Annotated in this window: 15 protein-coding genes; 6 read left to right on the plus strand and 9 right to left on the minus strand. The window is 31.7% G+C overall.

All coding sequences use genetic code 11. From position 1 onward, the window contains the following. Positions 1-4 precede the first annotated feature (4 nt). Both KO500_RS03845 and tyrS read right to left on the minus strand, forming a co-directional pair. Positions 5-505: a hypothetical protein gene (locus KO500_RS03845; protein WP_252732419.1), complete on the minus strand. Its 501-nt coding sequence runs from the start codon at positions 503-505 to the stop codon at positions 5-7. A gap of 99 nt (positions 506-604) precedes the next feature. Further along, on the minus strand, positions 605-1,900 hold the full coding sequence (gene tyrS / locus KO500_RS03850; RefSeq protein WP_215955180.1) for a tyrosine--tRNA ligase: 1,296 nt from the start codon (positions 1,898-1,900) through the stop codon (positions 605-607). Between the two features lie 100 nt (positions 1,901-2,000). Between tyrS and KO500_RS03855 the strand changes: the two genes are divergently transcribed. Continuing rightward, entirely contained in the window at positions 2,001-3,011 is a 1,011-nt protein-coding gene (locus KO500_RS03855; RefSeq protein WP_215955181.1) for an NAD-dependent epimerase/dehydratase family protein, read from the plus strand. On the opposite strand, the gene KO500_RS03860 is transcribed toward KO500_RS03855, so the two are convergent. The 3 genes from KO500_RS03860 to KO500_RS03870 are packed head-to-tail and all read right to left on the minus strand — an operon-like array spanning position 3,012 to position 5,488. Next, complete coding sequence (locus KO500_RS03860) at positions 3,012-3,419, minus strand: DUF4296 domain-containing protein (protein WP_215955182.1); 408 nt, start codon at positions 3,417-3,419, stop codon at positions 3,012-3,014. Between the two features lie 3 nt (positions 3,420-3,422). Then, entirely contained in the window at positions 3,423-4,757 is a 1,335-nt protein-coding gene (locus tag KO500_RS03865) for a dihydroorotase (protein WP_215955618.1), read from the minus strand. Then, complete coding sequence (locus KO500_RS03870; protein WP_215955183.1) at positions 4,754-5,488, minus strand: polyprenol monophosphomannose synthase; 735 nt, start codon at positions 5,486-5,488, stop codon at positions 4,754-4,756. Before KO500_RS03870 ends, KO500_RS03865 begins: the two co-directional genes overlap by 4 nt. Before the next feature lie 163 nt (positions 5,489-5,651). On the opposite strand from KO500_RS03870, the gene KO500_RS03875 reads away from it, so the two are divergent. Genes KO500_RS03875 through KO500_RS03885 form a run of 3 tightly spaced genes read left to right on the plus strand, consistent with a single transcriptional unit; the run spans position 5,652 to position 8,743 of the window. Further along, positions 5,652-7,322, plus strand: a complete 1,671-nt coding sequence (locus tag KO500_RS03875) for an ArnT family glycosyltransferase (protein ID WP_215955184.1) — start codon at positions 5,652-5,654, stop codon at positions 7,320-7,322. A gap of 9 nt (positions 7,323-7,331) precedes the next feature. Beyond that, a complete protein-coding gene (locus tag KO500_RS03880; RefSeq protein ID WP_215955185.1) occupies positions 7,332-7,991 on the plus strand; it encodes a DUF4271 domain-containing protein in 660 nt (219 codons plus the stop codon). Positions 7,992-7,996: 5 nt separating this feature from the next. Then, positions 7,997-8,743 (plus strand): uroporphyrinogen-III synthase, encoded by a 747-nt coding sequence (locus KO500_RS03885; protein ID WP_215955186.1) that lies wholly within the window; start codon positions 7,997-7,999, stop codon positions 8,741-8,743. A 60-nt stretch (positions 8,744-8,803) separates the two neighbouring features. Here KO500_RS03885 and pckA read toward each other — a convergent pair whose 3' ends face one another. Next, positions 8,804-10,411, minus strand: a complete 1,608-nt coding sequence (pckA, locus tag KO500_RS03890) for a phosphoenolpyruvate carboxykinase (ATP) (RefSeq protein WP_215955187.1) — start codon at positions 10,409-10,411, stop codon at positions 8,804-8,806. Between the two features lie 82 nt (positions 10,412-10,493). After that, positions 10,494-10,874 (minus strand): DUF423 domain-containing protein, encoded by a 381-nt coding sequence (locus KO500_RS03895; RefSeq protein WP_215955188.1) that lies wholly within the window; start codon positions 10,872-10,874, stop codon positions 10,494-10,496. A gap of 73 nt (positions 10,875-10,947) precedes the next feature. Between KO500_RS03895 and KO500_RS03900 the strand changes: the two genes are divergently transcribed. Together KO500_RS03900 and KO500_RS03905 are read left to right on the plus strand one after the other, a co-directional pair. Continuing rightward, positions 10,948-12,312, plus strand: a complete 1,365-nt coding sequence (locus tag KO500_RS03900) for a saccharopine dehydrogenase family protein (protein WP_215955189.1) — start codon at positions 10,948-10,950, stop codon at positions 12,310-12,312. A gap of 84 nt (positions 12,313-12,396) precedes the next feature. Then, positions 12,397-12,867 carry an Lrp/AsnC family transcriptional regulator gene (locus tag KO500_RS03905; RefSeq protein WP_215955190.1) on the plus strand — a complete coding sequence of 157 codons (471 nt, stop codon included), beginning with the start codon at positions 12,397-12,399 and terminating at the stop codon, positions 12,865-12,867. A gap of 50 nt (positions 12,868-12,917) precedes the next feature. Here KO500_RS03905 and KO500_RS03910 read toward each other — a convergent pair whose 3' ends face one another. Both KO500_RS03910 and ald read right to left on the minus strand, forming a co-directional pair. Further along, a complete protein-coding gene (locus KO500_RS03910) occupies positions 12,918-13,616 on the minus strand; it encodes a zinc metallopeptidase (protein ID WP_215955191.1) in 699 nt (232 codons plus the stop codon). A gap of 139 nt (positions 13,617-13,755) precedes the next feature. After that, on the minus strand, positions 13,756-14,847 hold the full coding sequence (ald, locus tag KO500_RS03915) for an alanine dehydrogenase (RefSeq protein ID WP_215955192.1): 1,092 nt from the start codon (positions 14,845-14,847) through the stop codon (positions 13,756-13,758). Positions 14,848-15,039 lie beyond the last annotated feature (192 nt).

Below are 15,039 nucleotides of genomic sequence, written 5' to 3' on the forward strand. Positions count from 1 at the left end.
GGCTCTACAAACCCAATATTTTTGCATCAACTGCAAAAACGGAATGTACATCAATTTCATGATCTTGACTCATTACCTCATCAGTAACGGTATTCATACGAAGTACAAAAGAATCTTTTTTAATATATTCTTGAATGTCTATATCCGTAAGATCTAATTCTAAAACAGATTCCGTTCCATCAATTTCAGATTTAGAAGCAATTAAAATTTCATCTAAATCTTCAACATCAATATAAACCTCTATAGATTCTAAAAAACTAAAATCTGCTGTTTCGGGTGATGTAATTGTTAATGTAATTTCTTTAAGTAGAATTTCTTCAATTAAATCTTTACGCGTGTCATTTACTTCAAATTCAGATTCTGAATTAGTTTCCATATCTGGCGTATATACATCAAATGGTAAATCTACTACTGTTGAAGACTCAATAGTTACATGACTATCATAGTCAATGTCAAACTTTGTTAATTCATCTAACTTATCACAGCTAGAAAAAACCAAAATCAATATAAAAAATTTAAGAATAGCACGCATTGGTTACAATAGTATTTGGTTACTAATCAACAACGCATGATTTAAAAATATATTGATTTTGGTTTATATTTTTTACGCAACTACCAGTACAAAGTAGTTTTTCTTACCACGCTGTAATAAAACAAACTTATCATTTATCAAGTCCTCCTTATTAATTACGTAATCTTCTTTAACTTTCTCTTTATTTACAGAAATAGAATTTTGTTTTAACTCTCTACGTGCTTCACCATTAGAACCCAAAAAACCTGTTTTAGCCGCTAAAGCTCCAATCATGTCAAGACCCTCTTCAATATCACTCATGGCAACTTCAGCCTGTGGCACGCCATCAAATATATCTAAAAATGTTTTTTCATCTAACTTTTTTAAACTTTCAGAAGTAGATTTTCCAAACAAAATAGCACTAGCTTCAACAGCATTATCTAAATCTTCTTTAGAGTGTACCATTACTGTAATTTCATCAGCCAAACGTTTTTGTAGCACACGTAAATGTGGTGCTTGTTTATGCTCTTCAATTAAAGAATCAATTTCTTCTTTTGTTAAAAAAGTAAATATTTTTATATATTTTTCTGCATCATCATCAGATGTATTTAACCAGTATTGGTAAAATTTATAAGGTGATGTTCTATCTGCGTCTAACCAAACATTACCACCCTCAGTTTTACCAAATTTAGTACCATCAGCCTTTGTTATTAATGGACAAGTTAATGCATAACCTTTACCACCACCAATACGTCTTATTAACTCTGTACCCGTAGTAATATTTCCCCATTGGTCACTACCGCCCATTTGCAATGTACAATTGTGTTCTTTAAATAGGTGTAAAAAATCATAACCTTGAACTAACTGGTATGTGAACTCTGTAAATGACATTCCCTCTTTGGCTTCTGAAGACAATCTCTTTTTTACAGAATCTTTCGCCATCATATAGTTTACAGTAATATGCTTACCTACATCACGAATAAACTCTAAAAACGAAAAGTCTTTCATCCAATCGTAATTATTAACCAAAATAGCGGCATTCGATGCATCACTTGTAAAATCTAAAAAACGAGAAAGTTGCCCTTTTAAAGCTTCTTGATTATGACGCAAAGTTTTTTCATCTAATAAATTACGTTCAGCAGATTTACCAGATGGGTCACCAATCATTCCCGTAGCTCCACCAATTAACGCATAGGGTTTATGACCAGCTAATTGAAAATGGCGTAACATCATTACTCCAACTAGGTGTCCAATATGTAACGAATCTGCAGTAGGATCAATACCAACATAAGCCGATTGCATTTCATTCATTAAATGCTCTTCTGTTCCTGGCATGGCATCGTGCAACATGCCTCTCCATTTTAATTCTGCTACAAAATTGGTCTTCATTTTTATCATTTTTTAAAAGAGTTGCAAATATAAAAGAAATGTGCTGTTTTAACAGTGCTTAAAATTGAATAAATACAATGGTATTGCTTATTTTTAAACCATGATTTTAGTAACTGGTGGTACAGGGTTAGTGGGAGCACATTTATTGGTTGAATTAACCAAAACCGAAAATAAAGTGATTGCTACTCGAAGAGAAAATAGCGACTTAAGTAAAGTTGAAAAAGTATTTTCTTACTATACTGAAAATCACCTTAATTTATTCTCTAAAATTGATTGGGTTACTGCAGACATTTTAGATGTTCCTGCTCTCGAAGTAGCATTTGAAGATATCACACACGTATATCATTGCGCCGCTTTAATATCATTTAACCCAAAAGATTACAACAAACTATTTAAAATTAATTGTGAAGGTACCGCCAATATTGTAAACATTTGCATTGCAAATAAAATAGAAAAGCTAAGCTACGTAAGCTCTATTGCTACTATTGGTAAAGATGCTAATACTGATGTTGTAGACGAAGAATCAGATTGGAGCAGTAAAGATGCGAATGTATATGCATTAACCAAATTTGATGCAGAAATGGAAGTTTGGCGTGGTTCTCAAGAAGGACTTAAAGTAGCAATTATTAATCCCGGAGTTATTTTAGGCCCTGGTTTTTGGACTTCAGGAAGTGGTACATTATTTACCACCTCATCAAAAGGCTACAACTATTATCCGCCCGGTGGAACAGGTTTTGTTGCTGTAAATGATGTTGTACAACTGTTACTATTGAGTATGAATACAAAGATTGACAAAGAAAGGTTTATTTGTATTAGTGAAAATATGCTTTATAAGGATGTACTTACGAAAATCACACGTGAATTAAACTTAAAGGCACCAGCTAAAATGCTTAAGAAATGGCAACTTCAAATATTATGGAGATTAGATTGGATTAGAAATATTTTACTAAATACAGATAGAAAAGTCACTAAAGAAAACCTGAAATCTATAGATGAGAAAAAAAAATATAGCAATAAAAAAGCAATAACAACTTTTGATTACAAATTTGAATCTATTGACGCGAGCCTAGCCTTTTGTTCTAAATTATTCAAACAAGAAACTACTAGTTAGTTAATCTTTTTTCTTATTTATAGAATCTAATCTTTTAACCCTATCAATACTATCCTGTTTTTTCTCAATTAAACGATCAGCTTTTACAACACTTAAAGCGGTATCAATTTTAATTTGAACTTTTTCATAAATTTCTTTATAAACAACAGGAGTTGATGCATAAAATAAATCACTTTTCGCAAATTGCAGACTATCAACATCGTACTTTTTGTATACATAATCCATAGTCTCAATTTTATGCTTTGCTAGTATTTTACTATCGGTGTTTTTGGCACCTGACAGAATAGCCAAATCGAAATAGATATCGGTCATTTTTTCTTTTGAGATAAGATCATCAGGAGCTTCAACTAATTTTTCAACACAAGAAACAATAGCAAAAAACAAAAAAATAAATCCGATTTTTTTCATAGATTATCTATTAAAAGTAAGACGCTTAGCATTTTTCTTTTCTGAAAAATTTCCGTTTTCGTAAGCTAAGTGTCCGTTTACAAATGTATGTGATATTTCTGATTTAAACGTAGTCCCTTCAAAAGGAGACCAACCGCATTTATAAGCAATGTTTTCTTTAGTAACTGTCCAAGGTGTATTTAAATCTGCAATCACTAAATCTGCAAAATACCCTTCACGTACATAACCTCTTTTTTCTATTTCAAATAGTATTGCTGGGTTATGACACATTTTTTCTACTATTTTCTCTAAACTAATAACGCCTTCATGGTATTTTTCAAGCATAGCAGGTAAAGCATGTTGTACTAACGGGCCACCTGAAGGTGCTTTTGTATATACATTATCCTTTTCCTCAATAGTATGTGGTGCGTGATCTGTTGCTAAAACATCTATTCTACCATCTAAAAAAGCTTCCCATAACTGCGCTCTATCTGTTGCTGTTTTTACTGCAGGATTCCATTTTATTAAAGAGCCTTTTGTTTTATAATCTTCATCAGAAAACCATAAATGATGCAAACAAACCTCAGCAGTTATTTTCTTATCTTTCAAAGGAATATCATTACTAAATAATGCTGTCTCTATACCTGTTGACAAATGAAACACATGAAATCTTGCTCCTGTCTTTTTAGCTAAATCAATTGCTTTTGATGACGATAAATAGCAAGCTTCAGCACTTCTAATTAAGGGGTGTGATTCCATAGGAATATCATCACCATACTTTTCTTTATATGCTGCTAAATTATTTTTTATCGTAGTTTCATCTTCACAATGCGCAGAAATTACCATTTCAGTATTTCTAAAAATATCTTCAATAACTTCTTCTCTATCCACCAACATATTACCAGTTGAAGACCCTAAAAATAGCTTTACCCCAGAACATGCATTTTTATCTAGTTTTTTAAGCTCTTCTAAATTATCATTAGTACCACCAAATAAAAAAGAATAGTTTGCAAAAGAACTTTTAGCACCCATTGCAAATTTTTCCTCAAGCTTTTCAATAGTTGTGGTCTGCGGGTTGGTGTTTGGCTGCTCCATAAAAGTAGTAATTCCACCAGCTACAGCGGCTCTACTTTCCGTTTCAATATTTCCTTTGTGTGTTAAACCTGGTTCTCTAAAATGCACCTGATCATCTATTACTCCCGGAAAAACATATTTTTCACTAGCGTCAATTACCTGAGCTTGAGCATCAGAAATATCTAAATCTATTTTAACAATAATATCGTCTTGAATAAGAATATCTGCTACTTTTTGCGAATTCTCGTTTACTACAGTTGCATTCTTAATTAAATATTTCATTATCCTTTAAAATTATGTTTACGGAATAAACTCATCCATTTCATTTTTAAAACCCCGAATATCGCTTCACGCACAATTGATGAATTCATTTTTGATTTCCCCAAAACACGATCGGTAAAAACGATTGGAACTTCAACTATTTTATATTTTCGTAAATGTGCTCTAAATTTCATTTCTATCTGAAATGCATAACCAACAAAATGCACTGCTGAAAGATCAATAGCCTCCAACACATTACGCTTGTAGCACATAAAACCTGCCGTTGGATCATGCACACGCATACCTGTAAAAAACTTCACATAAAATGAAGCTCCGTATGATAAAAGCACGCGATATAAAGGCCAGTTAACAACATTAACCCCTTTTACATAACGTGAACCAACAGCAACATCAGCACCTTGAACACAAGCATTGTACAAACGAATTAAATCTGCTGGTGTATGTGAAAAGTCAGCATCCATTTCAAAAATATAATCGTACTTTTTTTCAATTGCCCATCTAAATCCGTGAATATATGCAGTACCTAAACCTGCTTTTTCTTTACGAACTTCTATAAATAACTTTCCAGAAAATTCTTTTTGTAATGTTTTTACTTTTGCCGCCGTTCCATCTGGCGAATTATCATCAACAATTAAAACATGAAATTCTTTTTCTAATTTAAAAACAACTCGAATAATTGATTCTATGTTTTCTATTTCATTATATGTTGGGATAATTACTAAACTATCAATCATTAATTCAAATCTATGTGGCTACAAAAATAACTTTTTTATGATGTTAACGAAATTAGGGTAAATCATTTATGCTTTTTTTAGAAGTTTCTTTAACGGATTTTAATAAAATGAAGAGGCAATATCTTATTATTCGTAATTTTGCCCAAAATTTGTTTTATTTATAATGCAGAAACTTCCTAAATTATTTATCTACATACTCGCTATCATTTTTGTTATCAACTTGGTACAAAGTCATTTTACACAATTAATTTATGACGAAGCGTATTACTGGTATTACTCACAAAACATGGCTTGGGGCTTTTTTGATCACCCACCTATGGTTGCTTTATTAATAAAAATTAGTAGTTACTTTTTTAATGGCGAACTTGGTGTTCGTTTTATGAGTTGTATACTTTCCGTAGGTACACTATTATTACTTTGGTTGCAAATAGATAACCTTAAGAAAAAGGATTATGTACTTCACTTTTTTGTGCTTACATGTTCTATGACACTGTTAACAGCCTATGGCTTTTTAACCTTACCAGACACACCTTTATTGTTTTTTACAGCTTTATTTTTATACGCTTACAAGAAGTTTACCATAGAACCATCAGTACCATTAGCTCTAGGTTTAGGGCTTATTATGAGTGCTTTAATGTACAGTAAATACCATGCTGTATTAGTTATTGTATTTGTATTACTTTCTAACCTTAAATTACTAACCAATAAACTTGCTTGGTTGGCTGTAACAGTATCATTAATTGGTTATGCACCGCATTTACTTTGGTTATACGATAATGATTTTGTATCTATTAAATATCATTTATTTGAAAGACCTAATAGAGCTTATGATTTAAATGATTTCACAATAGGATATTTTGTAAACTTATTGGCAATTTTTGGACTTCCTTTTTTCTGGATTTATAAGGCTTTAATAAAAACGCATGGCAAAGATTTATATACAAAGGCTCTATTGTTTTTAACCTACGGAACACTAATTTTCTTCTTCATCTCAAGTTTTAACAGAAGAATACAAACACAATGGATTATAGTAATCTCTATTTCATTAGCAATTATTGCTTTTAATTATATGCTAGAAAATGAAAATGCTAGAAAATGGATTTTCAGATTAGGATTAGTAAATATTGCTATACTTACGATTGCTCGTTTTGCCCTTGTTTTTGAAGAAATTTCTCCTTTACATTATGAGTCTCATGGGAACAAAGAATGGGTTCAAAATCTACACGAAAAAGCTGGCGACACTCCTGTAATTTTTGAAAACTCATACCGAAAAACACCTATGTATCAGTTTTATTCTGGTGTTCGTTCATTCTCATTAAACAATGTTTGGTACCGAAGAAATCAATATTCTATTGATGATAGTGAGTCTTACATGCAACATAAAGAGGTTTTTTATGTGAATAAATATGACAGCAAGAATCAAGCTTTCCAATTTCTTATTGGTGGTACTGAAATTAATTATGCACAACATATAAATGATTTTGAATCATTTAGAAAATTACAATGCATACTTGAAGAAGATGAAATTAAAAAAGGTACCAATGAAACTATTCTTTTAAAGGTTTACAACCCGTATACAACAGATATAGCTTTAAGAAAACTGAAATTTAATATTGCTTATCACAACCAATATAAAAGACCAAAGGAAATTGTACCAATTACCGTACAACAAAAAAATACTGAGAATAAAGTTTTAAAAACAAACGATACTACATACTTTAGTTTTAAACTCCCAAAATATAAGATGGAAAATCCTGGTTATTTTAAAGTAGCTATATCTGAAAACGGATTATACCCAGGCATGAACGGAGACAACATTAAATTAGTAGATTAAACCATTTTTATGAATGATGCTTTATTAAGAAATGTAACGAGTACAGATTGGATTACCATAATTCTATCTTGTAGTGTTTTGGCATTAGTCATTGCAAAGAGTTTGTACTACAATCGCTTTTTGAACTTCATTATCTTGCCTTTTAACAATAAATATATTTTTTTATATAATAAAAAGGAAAAATTATCACATTGGTTTAATGTTTTTTTATTCATTTTTCAAGTGCTGAACTTAGCATTATTCATCTATATATTGAATGATATATTTTCATTTAGTGGCCAAAACAAAACACTAACACTGTATTTTATTATACTAGGAGTTTTATTGATTTTCTTTATTGTAAAAATTTTCTTTCAATTAGGCAATGCCTTTATATTCAATATCTCCGGAGAAATTACCGAGTATCTCTTTAAAAAATTATCGTATTTAAACTACAGTAGTTTTGTTATGTTCATAGCAAACATTTTACTAACTTATGTACTAAATGACTCAAAAACTGTAGCTTACACAAGTATGCTCATCATAATATTAATTAATGCTATTGGATGGGTTACTGTAATAAAAAATTATCAAAAATTAATAACAAATAATTTTTTATATTTTATTTTGTACCTTTGCACACTCGAAATAGCACCCATAGTGCTAATTGGAGACTACTTTAAAGACTGATGTACATGAAAGTAAAAACAATTTTGGTGTCTCAACCAGAGCCAAAGATGGAAAACTCCCCATATTCAAGACTTATTGATAAAGAAAAAGTTAAAGTTGATTTCAGACCTTTTATACATGTTGAGGGTGTAGATGCAAAAACTGTTAGACAACAAAAAATTGACCTAAGTAATTTTACTGCTATTATTTTAACAAGTAGAAATGCTGTTGATCACTTCTTTAGAATTGCTGAAGAAATGCGTTTTAAAGTTCCTGACACAATGAAGTATTTTTGTCAGTCAGAAGCTGTTGCTTATTATCTACAAAAATATGTAGTGTACAGAAAACGTAAAATTTATGTTGGAAAAATGAATTTCTTAGATCTTTCTACTTTATTCAAAAAATACAAAGACGAAAAATTCTTATTACCTTCTTCCGACAGTTTAAAACCTATTGTACCTGAAACATTAGATAAATTAGGTTTAACATGGACTAGAGGTATTTTTTACAGAACTGTTGTTAGTGATTTATCTGACTTGAAAAATGTTTATTATGACATTTTAGTTTTCTTTAGCCCTTCAGGCATTGAATCTTTATTAAAGAATTTCCCTGATTTTAAACAAAACGATACTAGAATTGCCGTGTTTGGCAATTCAACAGTAAAAGCTGCAACTGAAGCCGGACTTAGAATTGACATTAAGGCACCAACGCCTGAAACACCTTCTATGACAATGGCATTGCAAAAATATATTACTGTTATCAATAAAAAATAAGAGTTATTAACTCTGAATTTCAAAAAAGCCTCTTATTAAATAAGAGGCTTTTTTCTTGTTTTAGAACGCATAACGTTGCGGACCACCGCGTCTTATTTCTTCATTCGCATACGACTCAAACTTTTTAAAGTTTTCTCTAAATGCATTAGAAAGCTTAAAAGCTGTTTTATAGTATTTCTCATCATTATCCCAAGTTGCTCTAGGGCTTAGTACTTTTGTAGGTACTCCTGGGCATTCCCGTGGTTGTGCTACACCAAATACAGAATGAATATGGTATTTATCGTACGAATACAAACCTAAATCACCATTTAAAGCAGCAGTAATCATAGCCCTTGTATATTTTAGTTTCATACGAGTACCAATTCCGTAAGGGCCACCCGTCCAACCCGTATTTACCAACCAGACATTTACACTAGCATCAATCATTTTCTTACTCAACATTTCGGCATATTTTGTTGGGTGCAATGGCATAAATGGCGCACCAAAACAAGCAGAAAAATTAGGCATAGGTTCAACAATACCAGCTTCAGTACCTGCAACTTTAGCTGTGTAGCCAGATATAAAATGATAAGCGGCTTGGCTAGGCGTTAACTTAGATATTGGAGGTAAAACACCAAAAGCATCTGCTGTTAAAAAGAAAATATTTTTAGGGTTTTTACCAATCGAAGGCTCCTGAATATTATTAATGTGATCAATTGGATAACTTACTCTTGTATTTTGTGTAATAGAAGTATCTTCAAAGTCAACAATTCCGTTTGCGTCCATTTTAATATTTTCTAAAATCGCCCCTTTTTTTATAGCACCAAAAATATCAGGTTCATTTTCTTTTGATAGATTGATAACTTTTGCATAGCAACCTCCTTCAAAATTAAAAACAGTATTTTCTTTCGTCCAACCATGTTCATCATCACCTATTAGTTTTCTATTCGGGTCTGCCGATAAAGTTGTTTTTCCTGTTCCTGACAATCCAAAGAAAATTGCCGTATCACCCTCTTTACCAATATTTGCCGAGCAATGCATGGGTAACGTTTCTTTGTATACCGGAAGAATGAAGTTTAAGGCAGAAAAAATTCCCTTTTTTATTTCTCCTGTATAACCAGTACCACCAATGAGAGCAATTTTTTTAGTGAAATTCAATATCGCAAAATTATGCTGTCTTGTTCCATCAACTGAAGCATCAGCCATAAAACCTGGAGCATTTACAATTGTCCATTCTGGAATAAAATCTTCTAACTCCTGCTCCGTAGGTCTTAAAAACATATTATAAGCAAACATGTTTGACCACGGAAATTCATTTATCACCCGAATATTCAGTTTATAATCATCATCCGCACAAGCATAAGAGTCTCTTACATACAATTCCTTATCATTTAAATACAAGGTTACCTTATTATAAAGCTCATCAAACGCATCAGAATCAAAAGGAATATTGACATCTCCCCACCAAATTTTATCTTTAGTGATATCATCCTTAACAATAAACCTGTCTTTTGGTGATCTCCCAGTAAATTCTCCTGTATTTACAGCAAGTGCTCCTGAAGACGCCTCTTTTCCCATGCCCTTAGCAAGAGTAATTGCATGCAACTCGTCTGATGATAATTGGTAATTAATTTTTCCCGCTGTAATTCCGTACTTTTCCAACGAAATCGTTTTCGAAATTTCTTCCATATTGATAATAATTACAAGGTTTAATTACCTAAAATTATTAAAAATATAACAGATTATATTAAAAAGTATATAAAATATAACACTAAGATCTAAAATAGCGAATGCCAAAGAAAATCCATCCTAAAATTAACAATAAACCACCAATGGGAGTTATAAATGCAATAGTCTTAAAATCAAAGGATAAAAAATTATTTAAAGCCAACAAATAAATAGAAAGAGAAAAGAATACAACACCAATAGTGTACAACCAATACACTAGCTTTTTCTTTTGAGGTTCAACTTTAGAAATACTACCCAAAATCATTAATGCAAAAGCGTGATACATTTGATAGGTAACTCCTGTTTCAAAAGATTCTAATGCAGTAACATCTAATACATTTTTTAAGCCATGTGCAGCAAAAGCTCCAAGTATAACTGCTGTAGTACCAAATATAATTCCTGTTGTAAAAATTGTTTTATTCATAACAATATTTATTAGTAATTTTATATACACAACAACACTTGCTGTGAATATCATACTATAAAGATACAAAACTATGCTTCGAAAAATATTAGTTATAGGTGCCGGAAAATCAACATCTTATTTATTAGACTATTTTTTAGAGCAATCAGATAGTGAGAAATTACACATTACTATTGCAGATATAAACCCTGAACAAATACCTGTAAAATTTAAAGTTCATTCAAACTTCACAATACTTAAATTAGATAGTTCTGATACTCCTACGCGAGAAACTCATATATCACAATCTGATATAGTAGTGTCAATGCTACCTGCTTTTTTACATACTATAATTGCAAAAGACTGCATTAAATTTAAAAAGCACTTGGTTACAGCTTCTTACGTAAGTGATAAAATTAAATTATTAGATGAGGAAGCCAAAAAAAATAACCTGATTTTTATGAATGAAATTGGTCTTGATCCAGGTATAGATCACATGAGTGCATTGCAAGTTATTAATACTATAAAAGAAAAAGGAGGGAATATTCTATTATTCGAATCTTTTACTGGCGGTTTGGTAGCGCCTGAAAGTGATACCAACTTATGGAATTATAAATTCACATGGAACCCTAGAAACGTGGTGCTCGCTGGTCAAGGCGGTACTGCAAAATTCATACAAGAAGGGACTTACAAATACATTCCGTATCACAAAATATTTAGAAGAACAGAATTTATTGAAGTAGATGGTTTTGGGAAATTTGAAGTGTATCCTAATAGAGATTCTTTAAAGTACAGAGAGGCTTACGGACTTACAAGTGCACTAACCCTTTATAGAGGGACTATAAGAAGAGTAGGATTTTCAAAAGCATGGAATATGTTTGTTCAATTAGGAATGACAGATGACAGCTATACTATTGCGAATTCAAGAGGCATGAGTTATCGAGAGTTTGTAAACCTATTTTTACCTTATTCTCCCACAAATACAGTAGAGCTCAAATTACGCCATTATTTAAAAATTGATCAAGATGATGTAATGTGGGAAAAACTAAAAGAGCTTAATTTATTCCATACCACTAAGATAATTACATTAGAAAATGCAACTCCTGCACAGGTACTACAATTTATATTAGAAGACAGCTGGTCACTTGCAAATACTGATAAAGATATGATTGTTATGTATCATAAATTTGGATACGAACTCAATGGAAAAAAAAAGCAACTTGATTCTCACATGGTTGTTATGGGTGAAAATAGGTCTCACACCGCAATGGCAAAAACAGTAGGATTACCAGTGGCAATTGCTACTTTATTAATTTTAAATAAAAAAATTACAACACCTGGTGTTCAAATTCCATTACAGAAAGAGGTCTACACGCCTATTCTATCAGAATTAAAAAAATACGGCATTATATTTAAAGAAAAAGAAGCACCATATTTAGGTTACAACCTTGAAGTTTAAAACCATAATTTTCGATTGACAACAAAATCAACTAATATATTTAAACACAATTAGTATATTTAGTTTTAAATTGAAATAGTAATTATGAAATCTGATAAGGAAAACATTAAAATTGACGGAATAGACAAAAAAATATTACGCTTTTTAATGGAAGATGCGCGTAAACCTGTTTTAGAAATAGCACGTAAAATTGGAATATCTGGTGCCGCAATACATCAAAGGCTTAGAAAATTGGAAAATTCAGGATTAATTGCGGGTTCTAAATTTGTTATCAACCCTAAAGTATTAGGATATTCTACTATGGCTTATGTTGGTATTTATTTAGACAAAGCAATGAGTAATCCAATGGCAGTAAAAGCTTTAAAAAAAATACCTGAAGTATTAGAATGTCACTATACCACAGGTAACTGGTCTATTTTGATAAAAGTATTGTGTAAAGACAATGAACACCTTATGCAGGTATTAAATAAAGACATTCAACAAATTGGAGGTGTTTCACGAACAGAAACATTCATTTCCCTAGAACAACAAATTGAAAGACAAATATCTATATAAAAAAAGCTCCTTTATAAAGGAGCTTTTTATTTAATTTCAAATAAAGAAATTTAATCCCTACTACCTCCAAAAACTTGAAGTGCCCAGTAAGCCAATGTTGCTATAGACCCAATAGCGGCTACTAAATATGTTCTTGCAGCCCACTTTAATGCATCTTCAGAACCTGCATATTCTTCTTGAGAAAGCATATTTTTATTTTTAAGCCAAGCTAAAGCTCTATTACTTGCATCGTATTCTACAGGGAGTGTAATCAAACTAAATATTGTTGCCATACTCATCATTACTAAACCAGCAACTGCAACATAATACCCAAAACCTACACCTGCCGCTGCGCCTAATGCCAAACCACCAAAAACTACCCAAGTCGACATGCTTGATGTAATATTTACAATTGGCACTAATTTAGAACGCATTGTTAACCACTGATATGCTGTAGCATGTTGCACCGCATGACCACATTCGTGAGCCGCAACTGCTGCTGCTGCTGCATTTCTTTGATTGTAAACACCTTCACTTAGATTTACTGTTTTATTAGATGGGTTATAGTGATCCGTAAGCATACCTGGTGTAGATATAACTTTTACATCTCTAATACCATTATCTGCTAACATTTTCTCGGCAATCTCAGCACCACTCATTCCATTACGTAGATGGACTTGAGAATATTTTTTAAATTTACTTTTAAGTTTATTGCTTACTAGCCAACTAATTAACGCAATACCACCTATTAATATATAATAACGTATCATAATTTTAATTTTTAATAAATATAGCAAAGATTCTGCTCTTTGCAACATACTTTATAGAAAGCAAAAATCCCGCCAAATTCTCCGAATGTCAAAACAGGAAAAAATGTCAGAATTTTATAAGTATATATTTTCTAGGTATTTATGATACCCAATCAAAAGCTTCAATAATTTCTTTATAAACTACCTCACCCTTAGATATGTTCAGTCCTTTTTGCAAGCCAGGATCAGAAGCTAATGCTTTTTCCCAACCTAAGTTTGCAATTTTTAAAGCATATGCTGTAGTAACATTAGTTAACGCTAATGTAGATGTATATGGCACAGCACCTGGCATATTCGCTACAGAATAATGTACAATTTCATCAATAATATAAATGGGATCTTCGTGTGTTGTTGGTTTTGTAGTTTCAACACAACCACCTTGATCAACAGCAACATCAACAATTACAGCACCAGATTTCATGGTTTTAAGCATGTCTCTAGTAATTAAATTTGGGGCTTTTTTACCTTTTAACAAAACACCTCCAATGATTAAATCATGTGTCTGAACAAATTCTCTAATATTATATTCGTTAGAAAATAATGTAGTACAGTTATTTGGCAATACGTCATTAGCATAACGCAAACGTTTCATATCAATATCTAAAATAGTTACTTGCGCACCTAAACCAGAAGCCATTTTTGCCGCCTGCATACCAACTACACCTGCACCTAATATTAAAACTTTACCTGGAGGCACACCCGGGACACCACCTAATAAAAGTCCACGACCTTTAACTGGTTTCTCTAAATATTTTGCCCCTTGCTGAATAGACATTCTACCAGCAACCTCTGACATTGGTGTTAACAATGGTAAAGTACCTTCTCTATCTTCAACAGTTTCATAAGCAATACAAACAGCACCACTCTCAATCATTGCTTTTGTTAAAGGCTCACTTGATGCAAAATGGAAATATGTAAATACAATTTGATCTTTTTTTATTAAGCTATATTCTGCCTCAATTGGCTCTTTTACCTTAACAATCATATCTGCAATAGCGTAAACTTCCTCAATAGTCTCAAGAATTGTTGCTCCAGCATTAATATAATCTTCATCTAAAAAACCACTATTGTCACCTGCAGTTGATTGCACAAATACTTCGTGATTGTTTTTCGTAAGTTCGAAAACACCACCAGGAGTCATACCTATTCGACTCTCATTGTTTTTAATTTCTTTAGGAATACCTACTTTCATCTTTCGAGGGTTGTTTTTTAAAATGATGAATTTTCAGTACAGAGATTCATGTTAATAACTTGAATTTCGCAAATCACCTTCATCTCTGTTAATAGTAAACACGAGTAAAAATAAAATTGCCATCCATAACAATATACTTCACTCGTGTTACATTTATTATAATTAGTCGATCCAAATTTGGGATAAATTATT

This window comes from Cellulophaga baltica (assembly GCF_018861125.1).
Lineage (GTDB): Bacteria > Bacteroidota > Bacteroidia > Flavobacteriales > Flavobacteriaceae > Cellulophaga > Cellulophaga baltica_A.